We start from the raw sequence: 24,493 nt of genomic DNA on the forward strand, positions 1-24,493 counted from the left end.
GACAGAGTCTTAGGAGGGTTTATTTTATTGATGGATTGTTTTTTGAAGATCACTCCAGGCACCGCCATTATAAATATGCTTGAAACCTCTTTCTTTCAGGATATTTTCTGCTTTTACACTTCGAAGTCCATGTGAACATACTGTGATGTATGTTTTTTCAGGATCTAATTCTGCATACCGCTCTCTGATGGTTCCTAATGAAATATTAACTGAACCTTCTATATGTCCCGTTTCATATTCTTTTTCAGTTCTTACATCAAGAATAACTGCTCCTTTTTTTATCAGTTCAGACAATCCGTTATCTAAGGTCTGAAGACGATAAATTTTATATGCACCATATACTGTAATAGCTATGATGCACATGATCAGAATGCTTTTCATAGCTTGCTTAAAATTTTCCGGTCAATATAAAATGTTCCGAACGGGATGAAACAAGCCAGAATGATCTTCCATGTAATTTCTTTAAACTTCCAGTTCTGTTCTACACCAATGCTCAGCGTATTGAACAGAAAGAGCAGGAATAATGTTCCGTGAACGGGACCCAATAGTTTCACTAATAAAGGGTTTCCCATCCAGTATTTTATAGGAACGGCAATGCATACTAAACTTAACAATGAAATGCCTTCCAGAATCGCCAGAACTCTTAGCCTGCCGATTTTTGTTTTCAATAAATCTATCATAATTATCTGAAATAAGGTCTGTTTGCTAGAGGAGAAAAAGGCCACGGAACAGCAATGAAAATAATGATCAGTGCAACAGAAAACCAGATGCCCATGGTTTTGAATTTGTCTTTGTCTGAAGGCTTTCTTTTGGCTAAAGCTGAACCGATAGTGATCATCACAACAGCTGTAATCATCAATGAAATATGAATCAGTCCGAAAAATAAGTGTTCAAAAGATTCTTTGGCTTCATCAAAATTTTTCCAGAAATATTGGATTACAGGACTTTTAAAATAGAATATCATTCCGATAATTAATTGTACATGAGCTATGGTAGCAGTCCAATGTCTCACAGAGTTATCTGTTCCGGTAAATTTCCTGTCTGAGGAATATCCTTTATAAGAACGGAAAATGGCATACATCAGGCTTATTAAAACCAGCCAGCGGGTTTGAGAATGTAAAAAAGTAAGGGTTTGATACATTGGGTATTTTTTTGAACACAGCAAAGGTATAATAAAAACATACTAACTAGTATGTTTTTAGTCAAAAAAATTATTGAAGAGTTTCAAAATACGACTTAAGTCCTTTTAAATAAATGAGATATACTTCTTTTGAATTTTCAACTTTTCCTAGATTTCTGACGCCCCAATAGCCGGAAATAACAAAAACGCTCACTTCTCTGGCACTTACGTCTTTCCTGATGATTCCGTTTTTCTTACCTTGCTCAATACTTTCTGCGAAAGCATTTTCCCATTCTTTTGAAAGTTCGTGTAAAGCCTGAGTAAAGGCAACGTGCCATGGTGCCATTTGCTGTATAAAATTAGAAGTAGGGCAGCCATATTCAACTTTTAAAAAGTCATTTTCCATCAGGAGATTGTAGATGATCTCATAAATATTGTCCAGCGGATTCTTGTTATTCTGAAGAGATTCAATAAAATTGCGTCTGAAATTGGGCTTCATCAGTTCGTTGATAATGGCCAGACCCATTTCATCCTTGGTTTTAAAATGATAATAAAAAGCACCTTTCGTCACCTGAGTCGTTGCAATAATTTCATCAATGCTTGTTGTCTGAAAACCTTTCACATAGATTAATTCGAACGCTTTCTGGAGAATAGTAAGACGGGTTGCTTCTGATTTCTTCATTAAAAATGCTGATTATTTTACAAAGGAACAAATTTTAAATTTAAAATAAAACTATCAGTATTATGATACTTTGATACAATTTAAATAATTTTTATAATATAATTATTCGCCGGAAATTTGCCTTGTCAATATCAACAAAATACAAGACAATGAATTATCAAAAAGAAATACAGATGAATACTGCAGCACAGACTGCTAAAAAAGGTCTTCCTGCAGCTTTATGGGCTTTAACGATAAGTGCCTTCGGAATAGGAACTACAGAGTTTGTCATTGTAGGACTGCTTCCTACCGTAGCCTCTGACCTTGGAATCACGATTCCTTCAGCAGGACTATTAGTAAGCCTTTATGCGATAGGAGTAGCTATCGGGGCTCCGATATTAACGGCATTAACAGCAAAAGTTCCACGTAAAATGCTTTTGGTTTCCATTATGATACTATTTGTCATTGGAAATGGTCTGGCATCTATTGCTCCCAGCTTTATAACATTAGTTCTGGCAAGAATTCTTACGGGATTGGCCCACGGTGTTTACTTTTCCATAGGTTCTACCATTGCTGCTTCACTGGTTCCTGAAGAGAAAAGAGCAACCGCTATTTCCATTATGTTTGCCGGGCTTACACTCGCCATTGTAACAGGAGTTCCGCTAGGAACTTTCATAGGACAGCATTTTGGATGGAGAGCAACTTTTATAGGCGTTTCACTACTTGGAATTATCGGATTAATGGCCAGTTTATTATTAGTTCCCAATAACCTGAAAAATGGAAAAACAGCTTCTATAAAAAGTCAGTTTAAAGTACTGGGAAACAGACGTCTGATTTTCGCCTTTTTAATGACAGCCATGGGATATGGAGGAACATTTGTAGTTTTTACTTATCTGTCACCTATTTTACAGAAAATTACAGGGTTTCAGGAGTCAACCGTCACCTTTATCCTTTTGATTTATGGAATTGCCATTGCCCTTGGAAATCTGATTGGTGGAAAAGTAGCGAATAAAAATCCACTGAAAGCCCTTCTATGGATGTTTGCAGCACAGGGATTGGTATTGCTTGCGTTTTATTTCACGGTAAGCAGTCCGGTTTTAAGCATTATTACACTTTTCCTTTTAGGAGCATTATCATTTGCTTCCGTGCCTGGACTTCAGTTATTAGTGGTACAGATTGCAGAAAAGGAGCTTCCCGGAACTGAGGATGTAGCTTCTGGGATTAATATTGCTGCATTTAATATCGGTATTGCGATTGGGTCTTATGCGGGAGGAATAATTGTAACATCCTCTTTAGGACTAGCAAGTACGCCATGGATCGGAGCTTTATTCCTGTTAGTTACCGTATTGATTACAGTGTACAGTATCCGTTTAAGCAAGAAAAATTAAGATTTTACTAGTCGATTTTATCTGAATTATCAATCCATGTCAACGTTTAAAATCTTGACATGGATTTCAATTTAAAGAAAATTTCAACCTTTTTTTGTTTAATGACACTCATTTTCAAATGTCAAAATTTGCCAGAGTTAACACCTAAGGTTATTAAATTTCATAAATCTCTGCATCTGTAAACACAAAAAATTTACTATTCTTAGGCAGGTTTTTAGTATCCAGTCCTGTAAATTCACTGAAGGCTGGGAGCAATAACTGATTATCGCTGTGAGCAAAGCAGGGAAGCCTGATATTTTTCACAGTAGAATTCAACACTATTCCGGGATGAATGTGTCCTGTAATCTGGAATCCGGATCTTACTGTATCAAAATCGTGAATAAAGGTAATGCCATCTATTTCCAGCCACTCAGATTTGTGATGAAAGCATAGTTTTTTCTCCAGCGCTTCTGATATCCGGTCATGATTTCCTTCAATAAGATAAAACTGTATACCGGAATATTGGTTTTTCCATGTGCAGAATTCGTCCACATCAGAATTATCTCCGGCATGAAGTAAATCACCAACCACAATAAATTTTTCAGGCTGAAAATATTCAATCAATGCTGATAATCTTTCCAGGTCGCTTTTCATAATATGATTGGCGAGGGCAATACCATTTTTGCGGAAATGTGCTGTTTTTCCAATGTGAAGGTCAGAAAGGATAAGAGCCTTTTCTTTTTCCCAGAATGCTGCACGCTGATTGGTCAGAATGAAAGTATGGTTTCGGACAGAAATACTTTTAGTTGCTATAAACACGTTTTATACTAGAAAATTTAATGTTTAAAGTTACGTTATATTAATTGAATCAGCCGACCTTCCGACTTACATGAAACTTTTCATCAAAAACATAAGTCAGGGGAAAACCTGTAGCAATTTCTCTTTCTAAAATTTCTTCAGGAGACAAATGTTCAAGATACATGATCAGTGCACGAAGGCTGTTTCCATGAGCGACAATCAATACATTTTCACCTTTTTTTAATAAGGGTCTTATCTGACTTTCAAAATAAGGAATCACTCTGTTGTACGTATCTTTAAGACTTTCTCCTCCGGGAGGCACAACATCAAAAGATCTACGCCAGGTATGAACCTGTTCATCACCGTATTTCAAAGCAGTTTCTGCTTTGTTTAATCCTTCCAGATTTCCATAAGAACGTTCGTTTAGGGCTTTATCCTTAACGATTGGTATATTGGGATTTCCTAATTCATTCAGAATGATGGATAGAGTATGCTGTGCCCTGATGAGCGCCGAAGTGAAAGCGATATCTATTCTTTCTCCTTTTAATGCAAGACCTGCTTTTTTGGCTTCTTCAATGCCGGCTTCAGTTATATCGATATCTTTCCACCCTGTAAATCTGTTTTCCAGATTCCACAGTGACTGTCCGTGACGGACCAAGAACAATTTTTCCATTATTTAAATTTTATTTACAACTTCTAAGAAGGTATACTCTAAGTTACGATGATTATTTAAACTTATCAAGAAAATTAACTTAGAATATTAAGCTAAGAATAAGATTAAAATGAGAGACACAGATTTAATTTTATGGTTGTTTGAAACTCGCAAAGGTTCAAGAAAATCAAAGACTTTCAGCAAAATTAACGGTACTCAATTTTATCGGAGATAAGATCTTTGCATCTTTGCGATGATCAAATATTTTATAGCATTCTCAGAAGTAAGTTTGTATCTGCTGTAAGTAATTAAACTGACTATAAAAGATCACTTACATCAGACAGCTTCAGCATTCTCTTAATCCTCGCATCCAACCCTTCACTAGAAAGTGTCTGCCTTAAGCTGTCTACTTTGATCGGGAAACTGAGCGGGGTAAAGGATCGGGAATATTTTAAAATAATTTCAGATTTTTCAATTCTTTTAAAAGCTTCTACAAGCCGCTGCTCCTGAAGCTGCATATTAAAGACTTCCGTATAGGCCTGTTTTATTAAAAAGTGATTGGAATCATGGTCTTCCAGTACTTTAAAAATAAGCCCGGCCGAACTCTGCAATGATTTATTGGAACGTTGTTGTCCGGCATAGTTTTGAATCACCATTCCTGAAATCACGGCAATGTCCCTAAATTTTCTCCTCGCCATTTCAGCAGAATTGATACTTGCAATCACATCATTCATCAGATTATCTCTGGTTAAAATCTGCTGCAGATTATCTTCATTAAGTGGGATTTCTTTATCACTGAACAGCTCAAAACCATAATCGTTCATCGCCATAGAAAAGGAGATAGGAGCTAGTTTTGATATACGATAAGCAATCAAAGCAGCCATTACTTCATGCACGAGGCGGCCTTCAAAAGGATACATAAACAAATGATATCCTTCGCGGTTTTTAATCATTTCGACAAGAAATTCATCTTCTTTGGGAATATGGGAATTTTTTTCCTGATTGATCAAAAGAGGGTGCAGAAATTTAAGTTCTTTTTCCGAAGCTTTCGGATTTAAAGCATGTGAAAGTTTTTCCCTTAAAAAATGTCCCAGATTGGAGCTCAAAGGAAGCCTTCCACCAAGATAACTCGGAACTAAAGCTCTACCTTTGGCCGCTCTCACGTATACCGTCATATCTTTGATGATCACCACTTCCAGTGTACGTCCGGCCAGAATAAATTTTTCTTCTTTTTTCAGTTTTGAAATAAAATATTCTTCAATCATTCCGATATAACCTCCGGAAATAAATTTCACTTTCAGCATCGCATCACTCACAATCACCCCCATATTCATCCGGTGAAGCATGGCTATTTTTCTTGAAGTTACTTTATAAAGGCCGTCTTCCATAATAACAATCTTGTGGAATTCTTCATAGCTTTTTAAAACACTGCCGCCAATGGTAAGAAATTCCAGAACAGCTTTCCATTCTTCATCCACTATTTCCTGAAAGGCATATACTTTTTTAATTCTTTCGTACAGTTCATCAGGATAAAAACCATCTCCAACCGCCAATGTCATAAGAAACTGAACCAGCACATCAAAACACAAGACCTGTGGTTCTCTGGGCTCAACAACTTTCTGTTTTACTGCTTCTTTTAAAGCTGAAACTTCAATCAGTTCAAGAGAATGGGTTGGAACACAATAGATTCTGGAGGTTTCAAAAGGGGAGTGACCGCTGCGTCCGGCTCTTTGAAGAAAACGCGCAACGCCTTTGGCAGATCCTACCTGAATAACGGTATCTACAGGTTTAAAATCAATACCAAGATCCAGCGATGATGTGGAAACAACTGCTTTTAATTTACCGGAACTTAGATTTTCTTCAATCCAGATTCTCAAATGGGCATCAATGGAGCTGTGATGAATCGCGATCTGGCCTGCAAAATCAGGATGAGCATCCAGTAAAAGCTGATACCACATTTCACTCTGGCTTCTGGTATTCGTAAATACTATGGTAGATTTTGACTCCAGAATAATCGGAACAACTTTATCTGCAAGTTTATTTCCAAGATGTCCTGCCCAAGGTAATATTTCGATTTCGTCCGGAAAAACCGGGAGAATATCTATTTTTTTGTGTTCTTTGGCTGTGATTTTTGTCTTTTTAATAGGATACGGAATAAGCACTTCCATGGCTTCATCAAGATTGCCGATGGTAGCTGTAATTCCCCAGATTTTAATCTTTGGAACATACTTTCTAAGCTGTGAAATAGCCAGTTCTACCATGATGCCACGTTTTGAACCCAGTAATTCATGCCATTCATCAACAGTGACACATTTCATATCCCTGAAAAAGGTTTCATGATTCTTCTGAGCGAGAAGCAAATGGAGGCTTTCTGGAGTTACAACCAGAATTTCGGGCATTTTCTTTACCTGCTGCTGTCTTACTTTCGGATCAGTATCTCCATTTCTTACTCCTACGACCCAATCGAGACCTATCTCATCAATCGCTTCCTGCATGGCTTTTGCGATATCTTTGGACAGAGACCGGAGAGGTGTGATCCAGATCATTTTCAGACCTTTTTTGTATTGTTCAGGATGATTCAGGAAATCTGAAACTAGGGCCAAAAATACCGAAAAAGTTTTTCCAAAACCTGTCGGGGCAACTACCATTCCGCTGTAACCTGTTCCAAATTTTTTCCAGGTTTCCGACTGAAATTTAAAAGGAGCAATGCCTTTATCGGTCATCCATTGCTGAATGATCTTCAATCCGTTGGTATGTTCAAAAGCTGCCAATTTTATTGTATTAATTTTTTGATTTCTTCAAGAGAGTCAATTTCATCTACTGTTTTGTCTTTCCGCCACCTTACAATTCTTGGAAACCGGAGGGCTACACCGCTTTTATGACGATTGCTGAAACCTATGCCTTCAAAAGCAATTTCGAAGACCAGTTCTGCTTTTACGGTTCTTACAGGGCCGAATTTCTCAATAGCATTTTTGGTCACAAATCTGCTCACTTCCATGATTTCTTTATCTGTCAACCCAGAATAGGCTTTGGCGATGGTCACCAGATTATCTCCGTTTTTCACGGCAAAAGTATAATCAGTGTAGTAGGCACTTCGTCTGCCGCTTCCTTTTTGAGCATAAATAAGCACTGCATCAATGGTAAACGGATTGATTTTCCATTTCCACCAGTCTCCTTTTTTCCGGCCGGAATGGTAGGGTGAGTTTTTTTGTTTTAACATTAATCCTTCGCTGTTTACGGCTCTTGAATTTTCACGAATAGCATCTAATTCTCCCCATTTTTCAAAATCCAGACTTTTGGAAATACTGATGCGTTCCGGATTTTCATTCAGTAATAATTCTTCAAGCAACGCTCTTCTTGCGGAAATTGGTTTTTCTCTCAGATCATTATCTTCAAGTTCCAATAAATCATAGACAAAGACTTCTATTGGAATTTCCGAAAGCATTTTTTTAGTTAAAGTTTTCCTGTTTAATCTTTTTTGTAATTCATTAAAATTTAAAACTTTACCATCTTTTACTGCAAGTATTTCTCCATCCAGTACAAAGTTGCCTTTCATGGCTTTTACTGCTTCTGCAATTTCCGGAAATTGTTCTGTCACGAGCTCTTCACCTCTTGACCATATGAAGACTTCATCGTTTCTACGAATGATTTGTCCGCGTATTCCATCCCATTTATATTCTACCAGCCATTCATCAGGATTTCCCAATTCTTCAGTTTCTTTTTCCAAAGGATAGGCAAGACAGAAGGGATAGGGTTTTGAGTTGTCAGGATTCACATTTTCTGCATCAATAAGTTCTTTGAAAGAAACTTCATCCGGCAGCCATTTTCCCATTAAACTGTGCATCAAAGCGCTCGATTCCTGCCCTGAAAATTTGGTTAATGCATTAATTAATGTTTTATCTGATACGCCAATCCGGAAGCTTCCACCAATTAATTTATTAAAAATCAGACGTTCGGTATAATCCAAACCATTCCATGATTGCAGTATGAATTCTTTTTTTTCTAAGTCTGTTTTGCCTTTTAAACTGACAATATCATTCATCCATTCTGATAATGAACGTTCTATTTTTTTCTGCGGAGGCGGAAGAATCAATGATAATGTTTCCCCAAGATCACCCACGGAAGAATAGGATTCCTGAAACAGCCAGTAAGGAAGTTTTGTGATTTCCAAAGCCCATTCTTTCATGTAATTGGTATTTACATTTCTCTTGGGCCTTTTTCCGGTAAATAAGGCAATAAACCATACTTTATCTTCATCAGGAGCTCGTTCCAGATAATCAATGATGGCATCAATTTTAGCATTGGTTTTATTGGTGGTTTCCAAGGCGTTGATAAGCTCTGCAAAATGTCTCATGATTCCGGATTTTCAGGGGTTTCTTTTTCAGATTCTTCTTCATCTTCACCAAATAGGGTTTCCACAATGTCTGCCCGGACTCCAATTTCATTCAGATATTTTGAAAAAACTTCCGTCTGTCCGTGTGTAACATGTACAATCTCAGCTTCGGTTGCTTTTACGGTCTGGAGCAATCCCTTCCAGTCTGCATGATCACTCATTGCAAAGCCTGCATCAGCACTCCGCCATCTTCTGGCACCACGAACCTGCATCCAGCCGGAGCATATCGCGGTAGCTGCATCAGGAATTTTTCTGATGATATTACTGTCGAGTAAAGCAGGAGGAACAATTACAATTTCATGCTCAACTTCTTTCGGACGTTCTCTGAAATCTGCAATGGTATATTCAGGAAGATTAATTCCTACTGTTTCAAAGGCTTCATTCAGTTTTCCGATGGAATAATGGACGTATATTTTTCCCAATTCTTCCACTGCCTTCATAATACGTTGGGCCTTTCCTAAAGAATACCCGATGAATACAGAGGTTTTATTGTTTTCCTTATTCTTCAGTACCCAATTCTGAAGTTTCTTATTTAAATCCGGAACTTCAAGCCAGTTGTAAATGGGCAGACCAAAAGTACTTTCTGTAACAAATTCATTGCATTTTACCAGCTCGAAAGGAGTGCTCAGGCCGTCATCCTGAACTTTATAATCCCCCGAGATGACGGTTACATATCCTTTATATTCAAGTCTGATCTGTGCAGAACCAATAATGTGTCCGGCAGGGTGAAGTGAAAGTTTTACTCCATTGATGGTAATCACTTCTCCATATTCTACGCTCTGGCATTCGATATCCGTTCCGATTCTCTGATGAAGAATAGGTTTGGTAAAATGGTGACAAAGGTATTTTTTCATTCCCCAACGGGCATGATCGGCATGGCCATGAGTAATAACCGCCATATCCACAGGCCTCCATGGATCTATATAGAATTTCCCTTGTGGACAGTAAATGCCTTTTTTGGTAAATGTGATTAATTTCAATGGTGTGACTGGTTTAGAGAATAAGCTTCAAAAACTTAACCAATTTACAATAAATTGATTATTTTTTAATTATTGACATTTGAAATACAATAATCAAATTTCTTTTGCATGAATGATTTTGGGGAAACTTTTTCTCAATGCAACACCTGAACTTTTCAGCAATATAAAATTGAACGCTGCAGCAATATTAAACTTCCTTAAATCTCTGAAATTTGTATCATCATTAAAAAAGAATACAATGAGTAAAACAATTTTAATTACAGGTGCAGCAAGTGGATTCGGAAAGATTGCTGCTTTTGATCTTGCTAAAAAAGGACATAAAGTAATTGCTACTACACAGGTCTATCCTCAAATGAGTGATTTGATCCGTGAAGCTAATGAACAGGGAATTAATCTTACAGTGGATAAACTGGATGTAACCAGCCAAAGAGATGTAGACTATATCTTAAAGAAATATGATGATATAGATATTCTCATCAGCAATGCCGGAATTATGGAAGGCGGCCCGATTGCAGAGCAACCCGTAGATATTATCCGCTCTATGTTTGAAGTGAATGTATTTGGTGCATTGAATCTTGCACAGGGATTTATCAAAAAGTTTGTTGAAAAGAAAAGCGGTAAGATTGTTTTCACCTCTTCAATGGGAGGTTTATGGACGGTTCCTTATGTAGCAGCTTATTGTGCATCAAAACATGCGTTGGAATCTATTGCTGAAGGATTGAGAACAGAACTGGCTCCATTTAATATCAAGATTGCAACTTGTAATCCGGGTGTATTTGGAACGGGTTTCAATGACAGGGGTGTGGATTCTATTTTCCATTGGTATGACCCGAAAATCAATTTCACTCCGGAATCTGCTTTTGACGGTGCTGCCGAATCTTTAGCTCATCAACTGGATCCTCTGTCCATGGCGGAGGTGATTGTGAATGTAGCTTTAGATGATGAAAGTCATTTCAGAAATGTACATCCAAAAGAAACCGAAGAGTTTGTAAAACAGCTGCAGGCAGATGCATGGACCGCAAAAAGTTAATACTATGGAATTGAATTATAACACAGCAGAAAAAGCTTTACAAGCAGCCAAAGAAAAGGCGTTATCTATGAATATTCCCGTAAGTATTTCTGTGGTGGATACTGGGGGACATCTTATTGCATTGGCCAGACTGAACAGTGTCTATGGAGTGATCGATTTTGCCATTAAAAAAGCAAAAACAGCTGTGATGTTCGGGGTAGACAGTGATGTAATGGGAAGTATTATCTCAGAAACCGGAATCCATGGATATGGAATGCTGAATTCAAATGAGGGACTTTTAACCATTGCAGGTGGTGTTGTCCTTAAAAATGAAGAGGGAAAGATTATTGGTGGAATAGGTTCTTCAGGCGGGACTCCTGAGCAGGATAAAGAAATTGCAGAGGCAGGAGCTCATGCTATTGCTTAAATTTCAGATATTTGTACAATGGAAAATACTTCTGAGATCATATTCGACAAACTGGTTTATTCATGTGCTTTTGAGTCTTACAGAGGGCATGAAGAATTTATTCCAGACCATTTTCTGGGATTTCAGATCTCCGGAGAGACCCATGCTTTTCATGAGCAAGGTAAGACTGTGATCAAAGAAAATACAGTAGTTCTGGTCAGGAAAAATCAACTGATCAGAACTATTAAATATCCTTCTGCTCATGAAAAGTATCAGTTTATCTCAATCACACTTGATGATGAAACACTGAGACAGTATGCCACTGAAAACAAGATAACCGTAGACAGCAATTTTCCAGGGAATCAGCGGTTATTTTTTGAGCCCGGTGATTTTTTTAAGAGTTATTTTGCATCTCTCATCCCTTACATTAATAAAACGCAGGAAATACCTCCTAAGCTGGCCGTTTTAAAGGTAAAAGAGGCTATAGAATTACTGTTATTGAGTAATCATGATCTTAAAAATCTGCTTTTTGATTTTTCTGAACCTCATAAAGTTGATCTTAAAGAATTTATGAACAAAAACTTTATGTTCAATGTTTCTGTAGATGCTTTTGCAAGGCTTACAGGACGCAGTCTTTCGGGGTTTAAAAGAGATTTCAGCAAGACCTTTGAAATGACTCCCAAACAATGGCTGAAAGAAAGAAGATTGAAAGAAGCGTATTATTTAATTAAAAACAGGGATAAAAAACCTTCAGATATTTATCTTGATCTGGGTTTTGAGAATTTATCCCACTTTTATTCTTCTTTTAAAAAGAAATTTGGGGTGACAACTACAGAGGTATAACTTTTAACCATAAAAAACACAAATTATACCATAATTTAACTGTTGGAAAACGCAAAGACGCAAGAAAGGCTGTAGAATGTGCTGATTTTAAGTCGCAAGGATTTTATCTCCGATAAAGTTATTTAATCCTGAATATTTCAAAGCATTATTTTATTGCCCGTTGATTGATCACAAAATCTACGAGAATCTGTCAATCATCTATGATTTTCCTGCGTCTTTGCGTTTTCCTACATGTTATATTAAGGGATTATATTTTCTGATCTCAATCTTTCAAAAACATCTGTAAAAGAATCTTCTGTGCTTATATAAGCTGTGAATCCAAGTTTTCTGCTTTTAGACATATCACACATCACTTCCAGAGGTCTTCCAAGATCCAGATCGGTATGCCATGCTGATGACAGACGGTCAAGATTGCTTTCTTTCAGATTATGTTTTTCTGAAATGGCTGTCCAAATTTCCTGATCATTTTCCAGTTCTTTTTCAAGAGGTTTTATCGTACCGCTGAAGCCTTCAGTTTCTACGCCGAACCAGTCTGCGAGCCTTTTCCATAGCCATTTCCATCTGAAAACATCTCCATTAGCAATATTGAATGCCTGATTCTTTGCTGATTCCGTAGTGGATGCCCAGATCAATTGCTTAGCCAATATTCTGGCATCCGTTACATCAGAAACACCGTTCCACTGGGCTTCTGATCCAGGCCAGATAAATTTTCTTCCCGTTTCCTTACAGATGCTTGCATATATGGCCAATGTGGTTCCCATATTCATAAGATTCCCTACTGCATATCCTACAACGGTGTGAGGTCTGTGAAAACTCCATGTAAAACCATCTCTTTCTGAAGCTTTGTACACTTCATCTTCCTGTGCATAATAAAAGTTGGGAAGGGGAAGTCTTGGGTGTTCTTCCCTGACAGGTGTTTCCGGTAAAACTCCTTCTTTAACATAAGCCTCAAAGGGTCCCAGATAATGTTTCAATCCTGTAACCAAAGCTACATGCTGAACTGATTTTTTAGGGGATAAAACATTTAACAGATTTCTCACCAGCATACTGTTGACACGGATGTTTTCCTCTTCTGTGTCATTGCGCATCCATGTGGTAAAGTAAATATGAGTAGGAGAGATCCCTTCCAGTGATTCAGCAAGGTTCTGCTCAATCATCAAATCTGCTTTAATCGGACGAAGACCGGGGATATTTGTATTTGGGTTTCTGGATAACCCGTATGTTGTCCAGCCCTGTGCAACCAATTCTTCTGCAAGGTTACTTCCTGTAATTCCGGTAGCGCCTACTACCAATGCAACATTTTCCATAAGTATTGTAAAATTTCTTGCACAAAATTATGGTTGGATAGAGGTTTTTACGCTTGATTTGGATCAAGTGTTATTCAAGGAATTCTTTTTACGGATTCTGCTTACAGTTTCAGGAGTAAGACCAAGATAAGAGGCAATAAGATTGTGAGGCACTCTTTTGATCATTTCAGGGTTCTTTTGTGCCAATTGAATGTATTTTTCTTCAGCGGTATAGCTATTGGATACAATGAGTCTGTAATCTTTTGTAACGAGGCTGTTTTGGTATAAAATTCTAAAATAACGGTCCATCAAAGGGATTTCCAACATCATTTTTTCATAGTTTTCCAACGTGATCATCAGGACTTCAGTTTCTTCAACAGCATCAATATTCAGTACCGATTTTTCCTGATTGATAAAACTGTTGAAGTCTGAAATCCACCATCCTTCAAAAGCAAACATATTGATGTGTTCATTTCCTTTTTCATCCAGAAAATAAGATTTCAGCAGACCTTTGCTTACAAAAGACAGTGATTTGCAGATATCTCCTTCCTGAAGCAGATACTGTTTTCTACGAAGTTTTTTAAGGGTAAAGAAAGACTGAATCTGATTCTTCTGTTCGTCCGTAATATTAACCTTATTTTCGATATGGGAAAGCAGGACCTCAAACATTAAATAAATATTTTATCAAAAATACTATTTTCAACCACAATTGAAGCTCTACTTTTCAAAATCATAGAGATTAATTCCTATTTCTTCATTCTTCATTTTCACGACTCTGGTATTCAACGGATAAAAAATAAATTCCGCTGCTCCCTGAATTTTCGCCTCCAAAAGATGTCCTGCCAGCGCTGTATAATCCTCTCTTCCCAACGTGATATGAAGGTGTAGAGTTAGTTTTTCTTCTATTTCAGAAACGTTTCCGGAAATATTGGTGACTTCCATCTGTTCTTTGAAAGTCTTGTCCACATATTTTTTGGTTGCCGGATTAAAGAATCGGAGAGTGGCTTCACTCACAGCTCCTATTCCTGTAACTTCTCCTGCCTGAATATTTTGATTCTGAATAAAGTCTGTTAAAGCTTCTACAATATTGGAATGATTGTTAAGGCTTACTATATAAATCTGATCTATCTTTCTTGCAGACCAATGATTTCCTTTGTAATTCATGATCTCCTTATTTATTCTATTGTTTTTAAATAATTGATGATCCCAATGACGTCATCCTGACCAAAGTCTTTGTCATGGGCATTTTGATAGGTTTGAATCAAAGCTTCGGATAAAGGATAGTCTGCGCCCGCATTTTTGGCTAGAAGGATATCTTTAAGCATCAGATCAAGAGCAAATGCCGGAGCGTACTGGTTGGCAATCAACATAGGTGTTTTTACTTTAGTAGCACCGCTTCCACTGGCACTTTCATTAATTATTTCCAACATATCTGATCGTTCAATTCCTAATTTTCCTGCCAGCAAAACAGTTTCTGCCAATCCCTGATAGATAGCGGATAGAAAATAATTGATAGAGAGTTTTCCTGCAATTCCTTTTCCGTTTTCACCCAGATGTTTTACAGATTTTCCCATTTTCAAAAAGTAAGGCATAGCGCGTTGGATATCTTCATCCTCACCTCCAGCCATAATGATCAGTGTTCCTTCCTTTGCTGGCTGGGTACTTCCCGCTACGGGAGCATCAATAAAGGAAGCTTCTTTTATTTTCAGGGCAGCTGCGGTTTCTTTTGAGGCTTCAGAAGAAATGGTACTCATATCTATAAAGAGTTTTCCTTGAATGTTTAAAGGGAGAATTTCTGCATACACCGCTTTTACAGCACTGTCGTTGGTCAACATTGTGAATATAATATCGCTGTTTTGTACCAGGTCTTTAATTTGGGTATAGACTGAAGACTTCTCTTCAAAATCTTTGGCTTTTTCAGAAGATCTGTTGTAAACCGAAAGTGGAAATCCTGCTGTCTCAATATTCTTTGCCATGGGGTGGCCCATATTTCCTAATCCGATGAATCCTATTTTTTCCATTGTCTATCTTTTATTATTAATTAAGTTTTTATGTTATCCATCCCCTGAATGAAAGGAGTTATTTGAATGTATATCTATGAGATTGTGGAATACGTCTATTTTGCAGCAAAATATCTACCAAATAGCTGCTATGCAAAATTAAGTTTTAATTATATTTCTATCCATAAGTTTTTAAAACCAGAGAAACTTTCAGAAATTTGCAGCAAATAAGAATCAATGAAGATTGTAGATATAGACAACTGGAACAGAAAAGAACATTTTGAATTTTTTTCTAATATGGCAAGCCCTTATTTTGGATTTACAACGGAAGTAGACTGTACAAAAGCGTACGACACAGCAAAAGAGAAAGGATATTCATTTTTTGCTTATTATTTTCACAAATCTATGGTGGCGGTCAATACAGTAGACGAATTAAAACTCAGAATCATTGATGGGCAGGTGATACAGTTTGACACTGTTCATGCCGGCAGTACAATTGGAAGACCGGATGGAACTTTTGGTTTTTCATTTACTCCTTTTTCAGACGATTTTGAAACATTCAATGCTTCTTTGCAGGAGGAGATAAAAGGGGTTCATGAGACTTCAGGTTTGAGATTAAGTAATGAAAGACTAGGGAAAGATCATGTAAGACATACTACCATTCCGTGGAATTCGTTCAGTGCTATACTGCATCCTACAGATTTTAATACCACAGAATCAGTTCCTAAAATTGCCTTTGGAAGATTCAATATCAAAGAGGGGAGAAAATATCTTCCGGTTTCTATTGAGGCACATCATGGATTGGCAGATGGAATTCACATCGCTAAATATCTGGAAGAGTTTCAGAGACAGCTTAATCAGGAGTAGAAGCATAAAGACAGTATTTTAAAACTATCATATAAAAAAGCCGGGTTTCGATCCCGGTTTTTTATTTATCATTCTGCTTGTTTTCGGTATGAATACGCTGAAAACATTGATTCAGATCATAAAAAGTAAACATAGGAACCTATTACATTTACAATTAGAAAATGGCAAAGCAGATAATGAAGAAACGGGTTTATAAAAGCAGTTATGATATTTTAGCTCAAAATGTAACGTGGTATCTATGTGGTACACGGTTTTAACAAAATTTTAATCATTTTTTCTTTCTTTGCCACTATAAAAATAAACCGAAATTCATAGGTAATGTTTTTTACTTAATCATTGTTGAATACAACTAAATGTTGTTTATCATCAGATTACATTAAAAAAACAATTAATTTTTGAATATGTAGAAATCATTTTGTTTACGGTATTATACTATCAGGAAACAGATTGATCAGATAAAAAAACTTTATACTGATGCTCAAAAGTTATTGCATCTGAAATAAGTAGAGATGAAAAAGTATTATGAAAAATAGAAAACCTGAAACTAACTTAGAGGATTTAAAACAAAAGATTCTTGTACAAGACGAGATAATGGCATTGGCCAAATCTAATTCCCCTCGTCTCCTGAATAAATTCAGACTGGTTTATCCTGATTTTTTTAAAAAGTTATCCGATATACAGCCTTCCCTTAAAAATTCTGAATTGATCTTTTGTATTTATCTTAAGCTTAATATGACAACTAAAGAGATTGCAACCTGCATTTTTGTAACCCCAAAAGCAATACAAAACAGGAAAAACAGGATCAGAAAAAAACTGAATATTCCTTCTGAATTTGATATTTATAAATGGTTTAATGAATTTTAAACCATTTTTTTCTGTTTTAAATATTTATTATGGCTTTATCCAGATCATGATACAAAAGAATTTTCCAATTGTTTTCTCTTGCTTCTTTTTCCCATTTAAGCCTCAACTGCATTGCTTTTCTGCCATCAAAATCACTTTTATAGGCTAAATGATACTTTAAATAAGAAGCCTGTGGCAGATCATCAGCACCGTAGAAAACCGTTTCTCCATTTTCTCTGATCCAGAAAACCTGCATGAAAGGAGTGTGTCCGCCTACCACTTCATAGGAAATTTCATCAGTAATCTTCCCCTGATCTTCATTCATCCACGTAATATTCGGGAGCTGAATCAACTTTTCCAGCATATCAAAATCAAAAGAAGGATTGCCTTTCTTTTCCATTGCAAAATCAAGTTCGCGTTTCTGTATATAGATCTGAGCTTTCGGAAAAGCAGCCTCAAAGCCATTTTCTGTAAGTTTTACAGCTCCTTCAATATGATCTTTGTGAAGATGGGACAATAATAGCTTTGTTATTTGCTCAGGACGGATATTTTCTCTCTCCAGAAATTCTGAAATAACAGTTTTTCCAGACTCATTTTTCCACCCAATTCCAGCATCCAAAAGGATATAATCATTTTCAGTGATGATAAGAAACGGCTGAACAGACATTTTAATTCCTCCGATCTTATCAAAATTTTCTTCTGTTAAAAGAGTAAAGTCTTTGGTTTTGCTTGCCGAAAAATTGCCTTCTTTAAGTGGAATAATTTTCATGCTGCAAATTTCCTTAATATTTCTAATATTCAAAAAGTTTTTCGTCGATATATATTATCAATAAAAACAATCATACAGGCAGAATACTGAAATCATTCTACTTACCGCAAAATCCTGTGTTATTCATGAAAACGTAAAGAAAAGAATTGGATCAATTCTTTTTTTAATGATTATCTTTGATCTTTTAAAAATCCGGCGGTATCTTCCGTCAAACAGCTTTCAATTCAAATAAAAACTTTATACGTAATGCAGGAAAGTTCTTCCCTTGGTATTTCCCGGACTGTTATCTGGCTTATGGCCATTATTTCAGGGCTGGTAGTCGCCAACAATTATTATAATCAGCCTTTACTGGCACTTATTTCAGAAGAACTGCAGGTTTCTGAGAGTGCAGCGAGTAAAATTTCTGTACTTACCCAGATCGGTTATGCATTGGGACTCTTGTTGATTGTTCCATTGGGTGATAAGTTTTTTCGCAAGAAATTGATTTTAATAGACCTGTTTCTCGTTTTTGGATCCCTTTTATGGATGACTTTTGCCACCGAGCTGTGGATGTTGTATGCTGCCAGTTTACTGATCGGAGCTACATCAGTTATTCCGCAATTGTTTGTTCCCATTGCCGCAGAACTTTCATCAGATAAAGAAAAATCCTCCAATATCGGACTGGTAATGTCAGGATTATTGCTGGGAATCCTTCTATCCCGTTTTATAGGAGGAATTGTAGGAGAAGTATGGGGTTGGAGAGCCATGTTTGGTATTGCTGCAGGACTGATGATTCTGGTTTGGCTGGCTGTCTATAAAATGCTTCCAGAAATGTCTCCTAATTTTAAAGGTACGTACAAAGAACTGATGCGTTCTGTTGCTCACCTTGCTAAAACACAGCCTGTTCTTCAGCTGGCTTCTTTCCGTGGAGCTATGGCATTTGGGTCTATGTGTGCATTGTTTACCACATTGGTTTTTCACATGGAGAAACCACCTTTTAACGCCGGATCATCTGTAGTGGGAAGTTTTGGATTAGCAGGTGCTGTAGGAGCTTTAGCCGCAGCCAAAGTAGGAAAATTGCAAAAGTATCTGGATATTAACCGGATTATATTGTATTCTTTATTAATCGTTATAGGAAGCTGGGGTTTTACGTATTTTGCAGGAGAAACGTATTGGGGACTGATTGTAGGAGTAGTTCTTGTTGACCTGGGTGTACAGTCAAGCCATATTATGAATCAGACCAATTATTTCCTTATTAAATCAAACGCTGTGAACAGGCTGAATACCGTTTATATGGTGTCTTATTTCATAGGGGGATCACTGGGAACATGGCTGGCTTCTATTGCATGGCAAAAGGCCCAATGGAGTGGTGTATGTTTTGTAGGAACGGTATTTGGGGTATTAGCCTTGATAGCGCATATTCTGTTTTGTAAAAGAGTCAATAAAGCATAAGATGTTAGAAATGATTAGGATCAGAATTTGTTTTGCATTTCTGATTCTTATTAAGATTCGGGGATTTTATCTATGATAAAATCCCCGAATTTTTTTATTTTTATTCTCCAGCACCTTCCTGTGCCTGCATCAATTCCCTGTGTTTTCCTCCCCATTCATCAAGCTGTTTCCATATAGGGATAAGCTCACGGGCAATATCTGTAAGTTCGTAATCTACTCTTGGCGGAACTTCTGCATATACCGTCCTCTTTACTAAGCTTTCTTTTTCCAGTTCTCTCAGTTGAAGGGTAAGCATTCTTTCTGTTATTCCTGAAATAGAATTTCTAAGCTCACTAAAACGTAATTTCCCGTCCTTTAATTTGTTCAAAATAATTAGTTTCCATCGTCCACCGATTTTGCATACTGCATAACTCAGATCGCATTCCTGTATATACTGTCGGTTGATATTATTCGTTGAATTTTCTTTTAGCTTTCCCATTACTTACAAATTTGTTAGTACCATACATTTAGCTGTATACAGTGCAAATGTAAGGTTTGAGATTTAATTTTGCACACAGAAAACAGAAATTATAAGGCAGTAAGGAACAATAGCGCTCACGTTCCCTGTAAAAACAATAGTAATTTAAATAAAAAATGAAAATGCAGTTAACCTCTAATATAACACAGATTTTAAATCACTTAGAAAAAATACAACCCTTCAATCCACAAGATTCTTTAGACGGAGCCCGTAAATATCTTGAAACAATGTCTCTTCAGCTCAGTGGTAAGAAAGAACCCGTTACAATGATTGAAGAATTGGAGATTCAACAGGAAAACCATCAGATACCCATTCGGATTTATCGTCCTAACGGAAAGGATGTTCAGAATTCATCGGCTATTATTTATATTCATGGGGGCTGGTTTATAGCTGGAGGATATGAAACCCACGATGCTGTAGTCCGTAAACTGGCTAATAAAACCGGGTCTGTGGTTATTTTTATAGATTACCGTCTTGCTCCGGAACATCCTTTTCCGGCAGGTTTAAACGATTCTCTTGACGGTATAAAATGGGTAATAGAAAATGCAGAATCTTTAGGAATTGATCCTGATAAAATAGGAATTATAGGAGATAGCGCTGGCGGAGCATTGGCTGCTGCTGTTTCTACCCAAATGGGAAAACATCTGAAATTTCAGGTATTAATTTATCCTGCAGCCGATAATCAGCTCAATTCAAAATCATGGGAAACTTATGAAAACGGGCCGGTTCTTAATAAACAAGGTGGTATAGAAGCATGGGAAGGTTATCTTCCGGAAGAAGAAAAAGATAATCCTCTTGCCATTCCTGTTTTGATCAAAGATTTTAAAGAAACACCGCCTACATTAATCATTCTGGCAGAGCATGATCCTTTGCTTGATGATGGGAAACAGCTTTCTGAAAATATGAAAAATGCAGGCATTACGCTTACAACGAGTCTTTACAAAGATATGGTTCACGGATTTATGCACATGGGAGAACTGTTGGAAGAAGTACAGTCAGCGGTGAATGAAATGGCTGCTTTTGCCTATCAAAACTTAGACTCTGACAGAAAAAAGGCATCATGAAAAAATACGCTTACATTGGATGTCTGGGATTTATAGCGGTTATTACAACAGAATTTGGTGTGATCGGAATTCTCCCGCAAGTTGCAGAACATTATAAAATCAGTATAGACAAAGCAGGGTATCTGTTGAGCGCTTTTGCATTAATTATCGCTCTTACAGGACCTTTTATGACTTTACTTACATCAGGTTTTGATCGTAAAAAAATAATGCTCACTGCTATTTTCATGTTTCTGATTACAGGGTTTGTATCTTCCTTTTCACCGCCTTTCTGGCTGCTGATGCTGGTGAGAATTTTGCCTGCATTCCTTCAGCCTGTCTATATTGCGACTGCATTATCTGTTGCGATATCTCAGGCAGATGACCGAAAAAAGAATGAACTTATGGGAATCGTTTTTAACGGAGTTGCCATTGCTATGGTCACAACGGTTCCTTTTGCCACATGGATTGCGGGGCTTTGGTCCTGGGAGTATTCATTTATGATACAGACTTTAGTAAGTCTGATTGCTATAGCAGTCATTTATTTCCTTCTTCCTCCGATGCCTGTAAAAGAGAAGAAATCCTATGGAAATCAGATCAGAATATTGAAGCAACCTCCATTTATTCTGAGTACGCTGACTAACTTTTTTATGATTACTGCATGGTTTTCTACCTACAGCTATTTTGCAGATTATTTAAATAAGGCCAAAGGAATGGATACTTCAATGGTAAGCTATATGCTCCTGCTATTTGGGATTATTGGAGTATTTGCCAATGGAGTTGCCGGAAAAATGCTTAATAGAAATGTGGCAGGCACAACCGCTATTTTTCTTTCCGGAACCATTCTAGTACCCGTTCTTCTTTATTTTTCTGATGGAAATTTATGGGCAACGATGGCAGTTATCGGAATCTGGGGATTTCTGTATTCACCAAGTTTTTTGAATGCATCTACTTACATGATATCTTCAGCTCCGGAATCACTGGAGTTTGCCAATAGTCTTGCCACATCGTTCGGAAATCTGGGTGTGACGGTGGGGACTACAATCGGAGGATGGGTGATTGTTACAAAAGGAGTAGAATATATTCCATGGATAGGTGTTGTTTTCGGGCTACTTGCATTTCTGATGATGATCTTAAAAGGCATATTGGAAAAGCGCAGTCAGGTACTTTCCACCTGTCAGAATTAAACTGTAATAATTTTTGTTACATTAAATAAATACACTATCTTTGTACTATTAATTTGATTTAAAATTAAATACAATGAAAATAGAAATCTGGTCGGACGTAATGTGTCCGTTTTGCTATATCGGAAAAAATAATTTTGAAGAGGCTTTAAGTAAACTGCCTTTCAAAGATGAAGTAGAAGTGGAGTGGAAGAGTTTTCAGCTGGATCCTACTTTAGATCCTCAAAAAACTCAGGATACCATTCAGTATTTCAGAGAAAAGAAAGGAGTTGGCGAAGCTCAGGCTACCCAAATGCTTGGACAGGTAACTCAAATGGGAAAAGGAGCTGGAATTGATTTTGATTTTGGAAAAACTCTGATCACCAATACTTTCAGTGCTCATAAATTGCTTCATTTGGCTAAAAAGCACAATAAGTCCAATGAAATGGAAGAAGCATTATTTATTGCTCATTTTATTGACGGTAAAAATGTTGGAGATACAGAAGTTTTAATGGCTATTGCTGAAAATTTGGGAATTGATAAGGAAGAAGCAAGACAGGCAGTTACAACAGATCAACTGGATAATAAAGTGAATCAGGATATTCAGGAGGCGAGAAACAATGGTATTTCCGGAGTTCCCTTCTTTGTTCTGAATGGTAAGTATGCTGTTTCCGGAGCTCAGCCTGTAGAAGCGTTTGAGAATGCGCTTCAGCAGACTTACAAAGAAACGGTGAGTCCGTTTAAGGATCTTTCCGGTGAGAGCGGAGCTTCCTGCGATGCAGACGGATGCAGTATTTAAGATATCAACCTCCAAAATAAAACTATTTTGGGGGTTTTAATTTAATAGAGTCTTGTATCTTTGTATTACAGCGACACCAGCTGTATAAATCTGATTTCTCAATGATAAAAATTAACAACGAAATTCATTATTCAATTGATGATACCCTTTTTGTTTTTGCATTAGATTCCGAAGCAGGAACAGTTTTCGACGATAAAAATAAATTAATTACCGGCATCGGAAAGGTGAACGCGGCCATTGAACTAACCAAAGAAATTCACGCAAGAAAACCTAAACTGATTGTGAATTTAGGTTCTGCCGGAAGTAAAGGATTCCATAAAGGAGAAGTTGTATGCTGTACAAAATTTATTCAGCGTGATATGGATGTAAGAGGACTTGGATTTAAACTATATGAAACGCCACTGTCCGGAGTGCCGCCTGTACTGGAATATGGTCTTAGAATGGATACCCTGAAAGAAGGAATCTGCGGAAGTGGTGATAGTTTTGAAATGAACCACTCTGAAACCGATTATAATATTGTAGATATGGAAGCCTATCCATTAGCACTGATTGCTCAAAAGGAAAACATCCCGTTTTTATGTCTGAAATATATTTCAGACGATGCAGGAAGTGACGCAGCAGACGACTGGAGCGTACAGGTACATCTGGCATCTGAAGCCTTTAAAAAAATACTGTTTTCATAAATAATATAATCCTGGACAAAGTTTCAGGATTTTGTTTTCTATTTGTATTTTTACTCCTATTATGAAAGTTACTTTTTATGAACCGGTACATTCTGTTTTGAAAGACTATATTCAAGGATATTATTTTATAGAAAAAGATGATGATCAGGAATCTGTCAGATATCTTACATTTCCAGATAATTACTTTATCGTATCAGCATGTCAGGATGTATCTGTTACTCAGGATAAAGGATGGGTAGAAATTACCAGATCCCCATCTGAGAATATAGTGGTTGATTTTGTATTCAGATGTTCTGTTCCTACTGAAATTTTTTATCGGCAATCGGTTAATGAAGTTACAATCTACTTTAAACCGTTAGGCATTTATCATTTTTTTAATGCTGATAAAAGCGAAGATCTGGAACAGGAAATCAATCTTTCAGACCTTACAGATATTATGGATACTGTTTTAAAAGAATCTGACAGGAAAAAACAAATTGAAATTCTGGAAAATTATTGTCTTTCCAGATTCCGGCAGAGGGACTTACATTTGGCTTATACAATATTGAATGATTTTGAAACAGAATTAAGTATCGAAGAAATTGCTGCAAAAAATAAGATCACAAGACAATATGTAAACAAGATATCTCAACGATATCTGGCTAAACCAGCTTCAGAATTCAGAAAAATACAGCGGTTTCGCAAGGTTTTGATTTCAAATAAAAAATCCAGAAATCTTACAGAACTTTCCTACGAAAATCTATTTTATGACCAATCCCATCTCATTAAAGATTTTAAAGAACTCACCAAAATAAGTCCCGGGAAATTCTTTGAAAATGTAGATACTGAGCAAAATAATGTTTGGTTATTTATCTGAGTTTCCATTT

General features: G+C 36.9%; 27 protein-coding genes. 12 read left to right on the forward strand and 15 right to left on the reverse strand.

Annotated features, from left to right (window positions below; genetic code table 11):
- Positions 1 to 24 precede the first annotated feature (24 nt).
- The 4 genes from KIK00_RS04150 to KIK00_RS04165 all read right to left on the reverse strand — a co-directional run bounded on the left by KIK00_RS04150 (position 25) and on the right by KIK00_RS04165 (position 1,802).
- Entirely contained in the window at positions 25 to 381 is a 357-nt protein-coding gene (locus tag KIK00_RS04150) for a rhodanese-like domain-containing protein (protein ID WP_255815295.1), read from the reverse strand.
- A complete protein-coding gene (locus KIK00_RS04155; protein ID WP_255815296.1) occupies positions 378 to 680 on the reverse strand; it encodes a DUF3817 domain-containing protein in 303 nt (100 codons plus the stop codon). Before KIK00_RS04155 ends, KIK00_RS04150 begins: the two co-directional genes overlap by 4 nt.
- Before the next feature lie 2 nt (positions 681 to 682).
- Positions 683 to 1,141: a hypothetical protein gene (locus KIK00_RS04160; protein WP_255815297.1), complete on the reverse strand. Its 459-nt coding sequence runs from the start codon at positions 1,139 to 1,141 to the stop codon at positions 683 to 685.
- Positions 1,142 to 1,211: 70 nt separating this feature from the next.
- Positions 1,212 to 1,802 (reverse strand): TetR/AcrR family transcriptional regulator, encoded by a 591-nt coding sequence (locus KIK00_RS04165; protein WP_255815298.1) that lies wholly within the window; start codon positions 1,800 to 1,802, stop codon positions 1,212 to 1,214.
- A gap of 149 nt (positions 1,803 to 1,951) precedes the next feature.
- Between KIK00_RS04165 and KIK00_RS04170 the strand changes: the two genes are divergently transcribed.
- Positions 1,952 to 3,169 carry an MFS transporter gene (locus tag KIK00_RS04170; RefSeq protein ID WP_255815300.1) on the forward strand — a complete coding sequence of 406 codons (1,218 nt, stop codon included), beginning with the start codon at positions 1,952 to 1,954 and terminating at the stop codon, positions 3,167 to 3,169.
- Positions 3,170 to 3,322: 153 nt separating this feature from the next.
- On the opposite strand, the gene pdeM is transcribed toward KIK00_RS04170, so the two are convergent.
- The 5 genes from pdeM to KIK00_RS04195 all read right to left on the reverse strand — a co-directional run bounded on the left by pdeM (position 3,323) and on the right by KIK00_RS04195 (position 9,971).
- Positions 3,323 to 3,967 carry a ligase-associated DNA damage response endonuclease PdeM gene (pdeM, locus tag KIK00_RS04175; protein WP_255815301.1) on the reverse strand — a complete coding sequence of 215 codons (645 nt, stop codon included), beginning with the start codon at positions 3,965 to 3,967 and terminating at the stop codon, positions 3,323 to 3,325.
- A gap of 49 nt (positions 3,968 to 4,016) precedes the next feature.
- Positions 4,017 to 4,619 (reverse strand): 2,3-diphosphoglycerate-dependent phosphoglycerate mutase, encoded by a 603-nt coding sequence (locus tag KIK00_RS04180; RefSeq protein WP_255815302.1) that lies wholly within the window; start codon positions 4,617 to 4,619, stop codon positions 4,017 to 4,019.
- A gap of 296 nt (positions 4,620 to 4,915) precedes the next feature.
- Complete coding sequence (locus KIK00_RS04185; RefSeq protein WP_370647744.1) at positions 4,916 to 7,321, reverse strand: ligase-associated DNA damage response DEXH box helicase; 2,406 nt, start codon at positions 7,319 to 7,321, stop codon at positions 4,916 to 4,918.
- A gap of 50 nt (positions 7,322 to 7,371) precedes the next feature.
- On the reverse strand, positions 7,372 to 8,952 hold the full coding sequence (locus KIK00_RS04190; protein ID WP_255815304.1) for an ATP-dependent DNA ligase: 1,581 nt from the start codon (positions 8,950 to 8,952) through the stop codon (positions 7,372 to 7,374).
- Positions 8,949 to 9,971: a ligase-associated DNA damage response exonuclease gene (locus KIK00_RS04195; RefSeq protein ID WP_255815305.1), complete on the reverse strand. Its 1,023-nt coding sequence runs from the start codon at positions 9,969 to 9,971 to the stop codon at positions 8,949 to 8,951. The genes KIK00_RS04190 and KIK00_RS04195 overlap by 4 nt, the downstream gene beginning before the upstream one ends.
- Before the next feature lie 238 nt (positions 9,972 to 10,209).
- Here KIK00_RS04195 and KIK00_RS04200 point away from each other — a divergent pair, with 238 nt between their 5' ends.
- From KIK00_RS04200 to KIK00_RS04210, 3 genes are read left to right on the forward strand one after another with little or no spacing between them, the layout of a single operon-like run.
- Entirely contained in the window at positions 10,210 to 11,001 is a 792-nt protein-coding gene (locus KIK00_RS04200; RefSeq protein ID WP_255815306.1) for an SDR family oxidoreductase, read from the forward strand.
- 4 nt (positions 11,002 to 11,005) lie between these two features.
- Complete coding sequence (locus KIK00_RS04205) at positions 11,006 to 11,407, forward strand: heme-binding protein (RefSeq protein WP_255815307.1); 402 nt, start codon at positions 11,006 to 11,008, stop codon at positions 11,405 to 11,407.
- Positions 11,408 to 11,425: 18 nt separating this feature from the next.
- Positions 11,426 to 12,229, forward strand: coding sequence for an AraC family transcriptional regulator (locus KIK00_RS04210; protein WP_255815308.1), 804 nt, complete (start codon positions 11,426 to 11,428; stop codon positions 12,227 to 12,229).
- 239 nt (positions 12,230 to 12,468) lie between these two features.
- On the opposite strand, the gene KIK00_RS04215 is transcribed toward KIK00_RS04210, so the two are convergent.
- The 4 genes from KIK00_RS04215 to KIK00_RS04230 form a co-directional block, all read right to left on the reverse strand.
- On the reverse strand, positions 12,469 to 13,536 hold the full coding sequence (locus KIK00_RS04215) for an SDR family oxidoreductase (RefSeq protein ID WP_255815309.1): 1,068 nt from the start codon (positions 13,534 to 13,536) through the stop codon (positions 12,469 to 12,471).
- A gap of 63 nt (positions 13,537 to 13,599) precedes the next feature.
- A complete protein-coding gene (locus tag KIK00_RS04220; protein WP_255815310.1) occupies positions 13,600 to 14,184 on the reverse strand; it encodes a Crp/Fnr family transcriptional regulator in 585 nt (194 codons plus the stop codon).
- A 48-nt stretch (positions 14,185 to 14,232) separates the two neighbouring features.
- Entirely contained in the window at positions 14,233 to 14,679 is a 447-nt protein-coding gene (locus tag KIK00_RS04225) for a PPC domain-containing DNA-binding protein (RefSeq protein ID WP_255815311.1), read from the reverse strand.
- A gap of 11 nt (positions 14,680 to 14,690) precedes the next feature.
- Positions 14,691 to 15,536 (reverse strand): NAD(P)-dependent oxidoreductase, encoded by an 846-nt coding sequence (locus tag KIK00_RS04230; protein ID WP_255815312.1) that lies wholly within the window; start codon positions 15,534 to 15,536, stop codon positions 14,691 to 14,693.
- A gap of 216 nt (positions 15,537 to 15,752) precedes the next feature.
- Here KIK00_RS04230 and KIK00_RS04235 point away from each other — a divergent pair, with 216 nt between their 5' ends.
- A complete protein-coding gene (locus tag KIK00_RS04235; protein ID WP_255815313.1) occupies positions 15,753 to 16,382 on the forward strand; it encodes a chloramphenicol acetyltransferase in 630 nt (209 codons plus the stop codon).
- A gap of 522 nt (positions 16,383 to 16,904) precedes the next feature.
- Positions 16,905 to 17,246, forward strand: a complete 342-nt coding sequence (locus KIK00_RS04240) for a hypothetical protein (protein ID WP_255815314.1) — start codon at positions 16,905 to 16,907, stop codon at positions 17,244 to 17,246.
- Positions 17,247 to 17,262: 16 nt separating this feature from the next.
- On the opposite strand, the gene KIK00_RS04245 is transcribed toward KIK00_RS04240, so the two are convergent.
- Positions 17,263 to 17,994: an MBL fold metallo-hydrolase gene (locus KIK00_RS04245; protein WP_255815315.1), complete on the reverse strand. Its 732-nt coding sequence runs from the start codon at positions 17,992 to 17,994 to the stop codon at positions 17,263 to 17,265.
- 246 nt (positions 17,995 to 18,240) lie between these two features.
- On the opposite strand from KIK00_RS04245, the gene KIK00_RS04250 reads away from it, so the two are divergent.
- Positions 18,241 to 19,425 carry an MFS transporter gene (locus KIK00_RS04250; protein ID WP_255815316.1) on the forward strand — a complete coding sequence of 395 codons (1,185 nt, stop codon included), beginning with the start codon at positions 18,241 to 18,243 and terminating at the stop codon, positions 19,423 to 19,425.
- 100 nt (positions 19,426 to 19,525) lie between these two features.
- Here KIK00_RS04250 and KIK00_RS04255 read toward each other — a convergent pair whose 3' ends face one another.
- Positions 19,526 to 19,903 (reverse strand): helix-turn-helix domain-containing protein, encoded by a 378-nt coding sequence (locus KIK00_RS04255; RefSeq protein WP_255815317.1) that lies wholly within the window; start codon positions 19,901 to 19,903, stop codon positions 19,526 to 19,528.
- Between the two features lie 155 nt (positions 19,904 to 20,058).
- Here KIK00_RS04255 and KIK00_RS04260 point away from each other — a divergent pair, with 155 nt between their 5' ends.
- The 5 genes from KIK00_RS04260 (at position 20,059) to KIK00_RS04280 (ending at position 24,483) form a co-directional block, all read left to right on the forward strand.
- Positions 20,059 to 21,006 carry an alpha/beta hydrolase gene (locus KIK00_RS04260; protein WP_255815319.1) on the forward strand — a complete coding sequence of 316 codons (948 nt, stop codon included), beginning with the start codon at positions 20,059 to 20,061 and terminating at the stop codon, positions 21,004 to 21,006.
- Complete coding sequence (locus KIK00_RS04265; protein WP_255815320.1) at positions 21,003 to 22,169, forward strand: MFS transporter; 1,167 nt, start codon at positions 21,003 to 21,005, stop codon at positions 22,167 to 22,169. Before KIK00_RS04260 ends, KIK00_RS04265 begins: the two co-directional genes overlap by 4 nt.
- Before the next feature lie 73 nt (positions 22,170 to 22,242).
- Positions 22,243 to 22,944: a DsbA family oxidoreductase gene (locus tag KIK00_RS04270; protein WP_255815321.1), complete on the forward strand. Its 702-nt coding sequence runs from the start codon at positions 22,243 to 22,245 to the stop codon at positions 22,942 to 22,944.
- 101 nt (positions 22,945 to 23,045) lie between these two features.
- Positions 23,046 to 23,627 (forward strand): nucleosidase, encoded by a 582-nt coding sequence (locus tag KIK00_RS04275; RefSeq protein WP_255815322.1) that lies wholly within the window; start codon positions 23,046 to 23,048, stop codon positions 23,625 to 23,627.
- Positions 23,628 to 23,688: 61 nt separating this feature from the next.
- Positions 23,689 to 24,483 carry an AraC family transcriptional regulator gene (locus KIK00_RS04280; RefSeq protein WP_255815323.1) on the forward strand — a complete coding sequence of 265 codons (795 nt, stop codon included), beginning with the start codon at positions 23,689 to 23,691 and terminating at the stop codon, positions 24,481 to 24,483.
- Positions 24,484 to 24,493 lie beyond the last annotated feature (10 nt).

This window comes from Chryseobacterium sp. MA9 (assembly GCF_024399315.1).
In the GTDB taxonomy this organism is placed as follows: Bacteria; Bacteroidota; Bacteroidia; order Flavobacteriales; family Weeksellaceae; genus Chryseobacterium.

Excerpts from the sequence above, each read along its gene's own strand:
- KIK00_RS04185 (WP_370647744.1), bottom strand. The coding sequence starts at position 7,321 with ATGACCGATAAAGGCATTGCTCCTTTTAAATTTCAGTCGGAAACCTGG.
- KIK00_RS04235 (WP_255815313.1), top strand. The coding sequence starts at position 15,753 with ATGAAGATTGTAGATATAGACAACTGGAACAGAAAAGAACATTTTGAA.
- KIK00_RS04205 (WP_255815307.1), top strand. The coding sequence starts at position 11,006 with ATGGAATTGAATTATAACACAGCAGAAAAAGCTTTACAAGCAGCCAAA.
- KIK00_RS04160 (WP_255815297.1), bottom strand. The coding sequence starts at position 1,141 with ATGTATCAAACCCTTACTTTTTTACATTCTCAAACCCGCTGGCTGGTT.
- KIK00_RS04245 (WP_255815315.1), bottom strand. The coding sequence starts at position 17,994 with ATGAAAATTATTCCACTTAAAGAAGGCAATTTTTCGGCAAGCAAAACC.
- KIK00_RS04265 (WP_255815320.1), top strand. The coding sequence starts at position 21,003 with ATGAAAAAATACGCTTACATTGGATGTCTGGGATTTATAGCGGTTATT.
- KIK00_RS04155 (WP_255815296.1), bottom strand. The coding sequence starts at position 680 with ATGATAGATTTATTGAAAACAAAAATCGGCAGGCTAAGAGTTCTGGCG.
- KIK00_RS04230 (WP_255815312.1), bottom strand. The coding sequence starts at position 15,536 with ATGGAAAAAATAGGATTCATCGGATTAGGAAATATGGGCCACCCCATG.
- KIK00_RS04225 (WP_255815311.1), bottom strand. The coding sequence starts at position 14,679 with ATGAATTACAAAGGAAATCATTGGTCTGCAAGAAAGATAGATCAGATT.
- KIK00_RS04260 (WP_255815319.1), top strand. The coding sequence starts at position 20,059 with ATGAAAATGCAGTTAACCTCTAATATAACACAGATTTTAAATCACTTA.
- KIK00_RS04220 (WP_255815310.1), bottom strand. The coding sequence starts at position 14,184 with ATGTTTGAGGTCCTGCTTTCCCATATCGAAAATAAGGTTAATATTACG.
- KIK00_RS04240 (WP_255815314.1), top strand. The coding sequence starts at position 16,905 with ATGAAAAATAGAAAACCTGAAACTAACTTAGAGGATTTAAAACAAAAG.
- KIK00_RS04165 (WP_255815298.1), bottom strand. The coding sequence starts at position 1,802 with ATGAAGAAATCAGAAGCAACCCGTCTTACTATTCTCCAGAAAGCGTTC.
- KIK00_RS04210 (WP_255815308.1), top strand. The coding sequence starts at position 11,426 with ATGGAAAATACTTCTGAGATCATATTCGACAAACTGGTTTATTCATGT.
- KIK00_RS04150 (WP_255815295.1), bottom strand. The coding sequence starts at position 381 with ATGAAAAGCATTCTGATCATGTGCATCATAGCTATTACAGTATATGGT.
- KIK00_RS04255 (WP_255815317.1), bottom strand. The coding sequence starts at position 19,903 with ATGGGAAAGCTAAAAGAAAATTCAACGAATAATATCAACCGACAGTAT.
- KIK00_RS04200 (WP_255815306.1), top strand. The coding sequence starts at position 10,210 with ATGAGTAAAACAATTTTAATTACAGGTGCAGCAAGTGGATTCGGAAAG.
- KIK00_RS04170 (WP_255815300.1), top strand. The coding sequence starts at position 1,952 with ATGAATTATCAAAAAGAAATACAGATGAATACTGCAGCACAGACTGCT.
- KIK00_RS04275 (WP_255815322.1), top strand. The coding sequence starts at position 23,046 with ATGATAAAAATTAACAACGAAATTCATTATTCAATTGATGATACCCTT.
- KIK00_RS04190 (WP_255815304.1), bottom strand. The coding sequence starts at position 8,952 with ATGAGACATTTTGCAGAGCTTATCAACGCCTTGGAAACCACCAATAAA.
- KIK00_RS04270 (WP_255815321.1), top strand. The coding sequence starts at position 22,243 with ATGAAAATAGAAATCTGGTCGGACGTAATGTGTCCGTTTTGCTATATC.
- KIK00_RS04250 (WP_255815316.1), top strand. The coding sequence starts at position 18,241 with ATGCAGGAAAGTTCTTCCCTTGGTATTTCCCGGACTGTTATCTGGCTT.
- KIK00_RS04215 (WP_255815309.1), bottom strand. The coding sequence starts at position 13,536 with ATGGAAAATGTTGCATTGGTAGTAGGCGCTACCGGAATTACAGGAAGT.
- KIK00_RS04180 (WP_255815302.1), bottom strand. The coding sequence starts at position 4,619 with ATGGAAAAATTGTTCTTGGTCCGTCACGGACAGTCACTGTGGAATCTG.
- KIK00_RS04280 (WP_255815323.1), top strand. The coding sequence starts at position 23,689 with ATGAAAGTTACTTTTTATGAACCGGTACATTCTGTTTTGAAAGACTAT.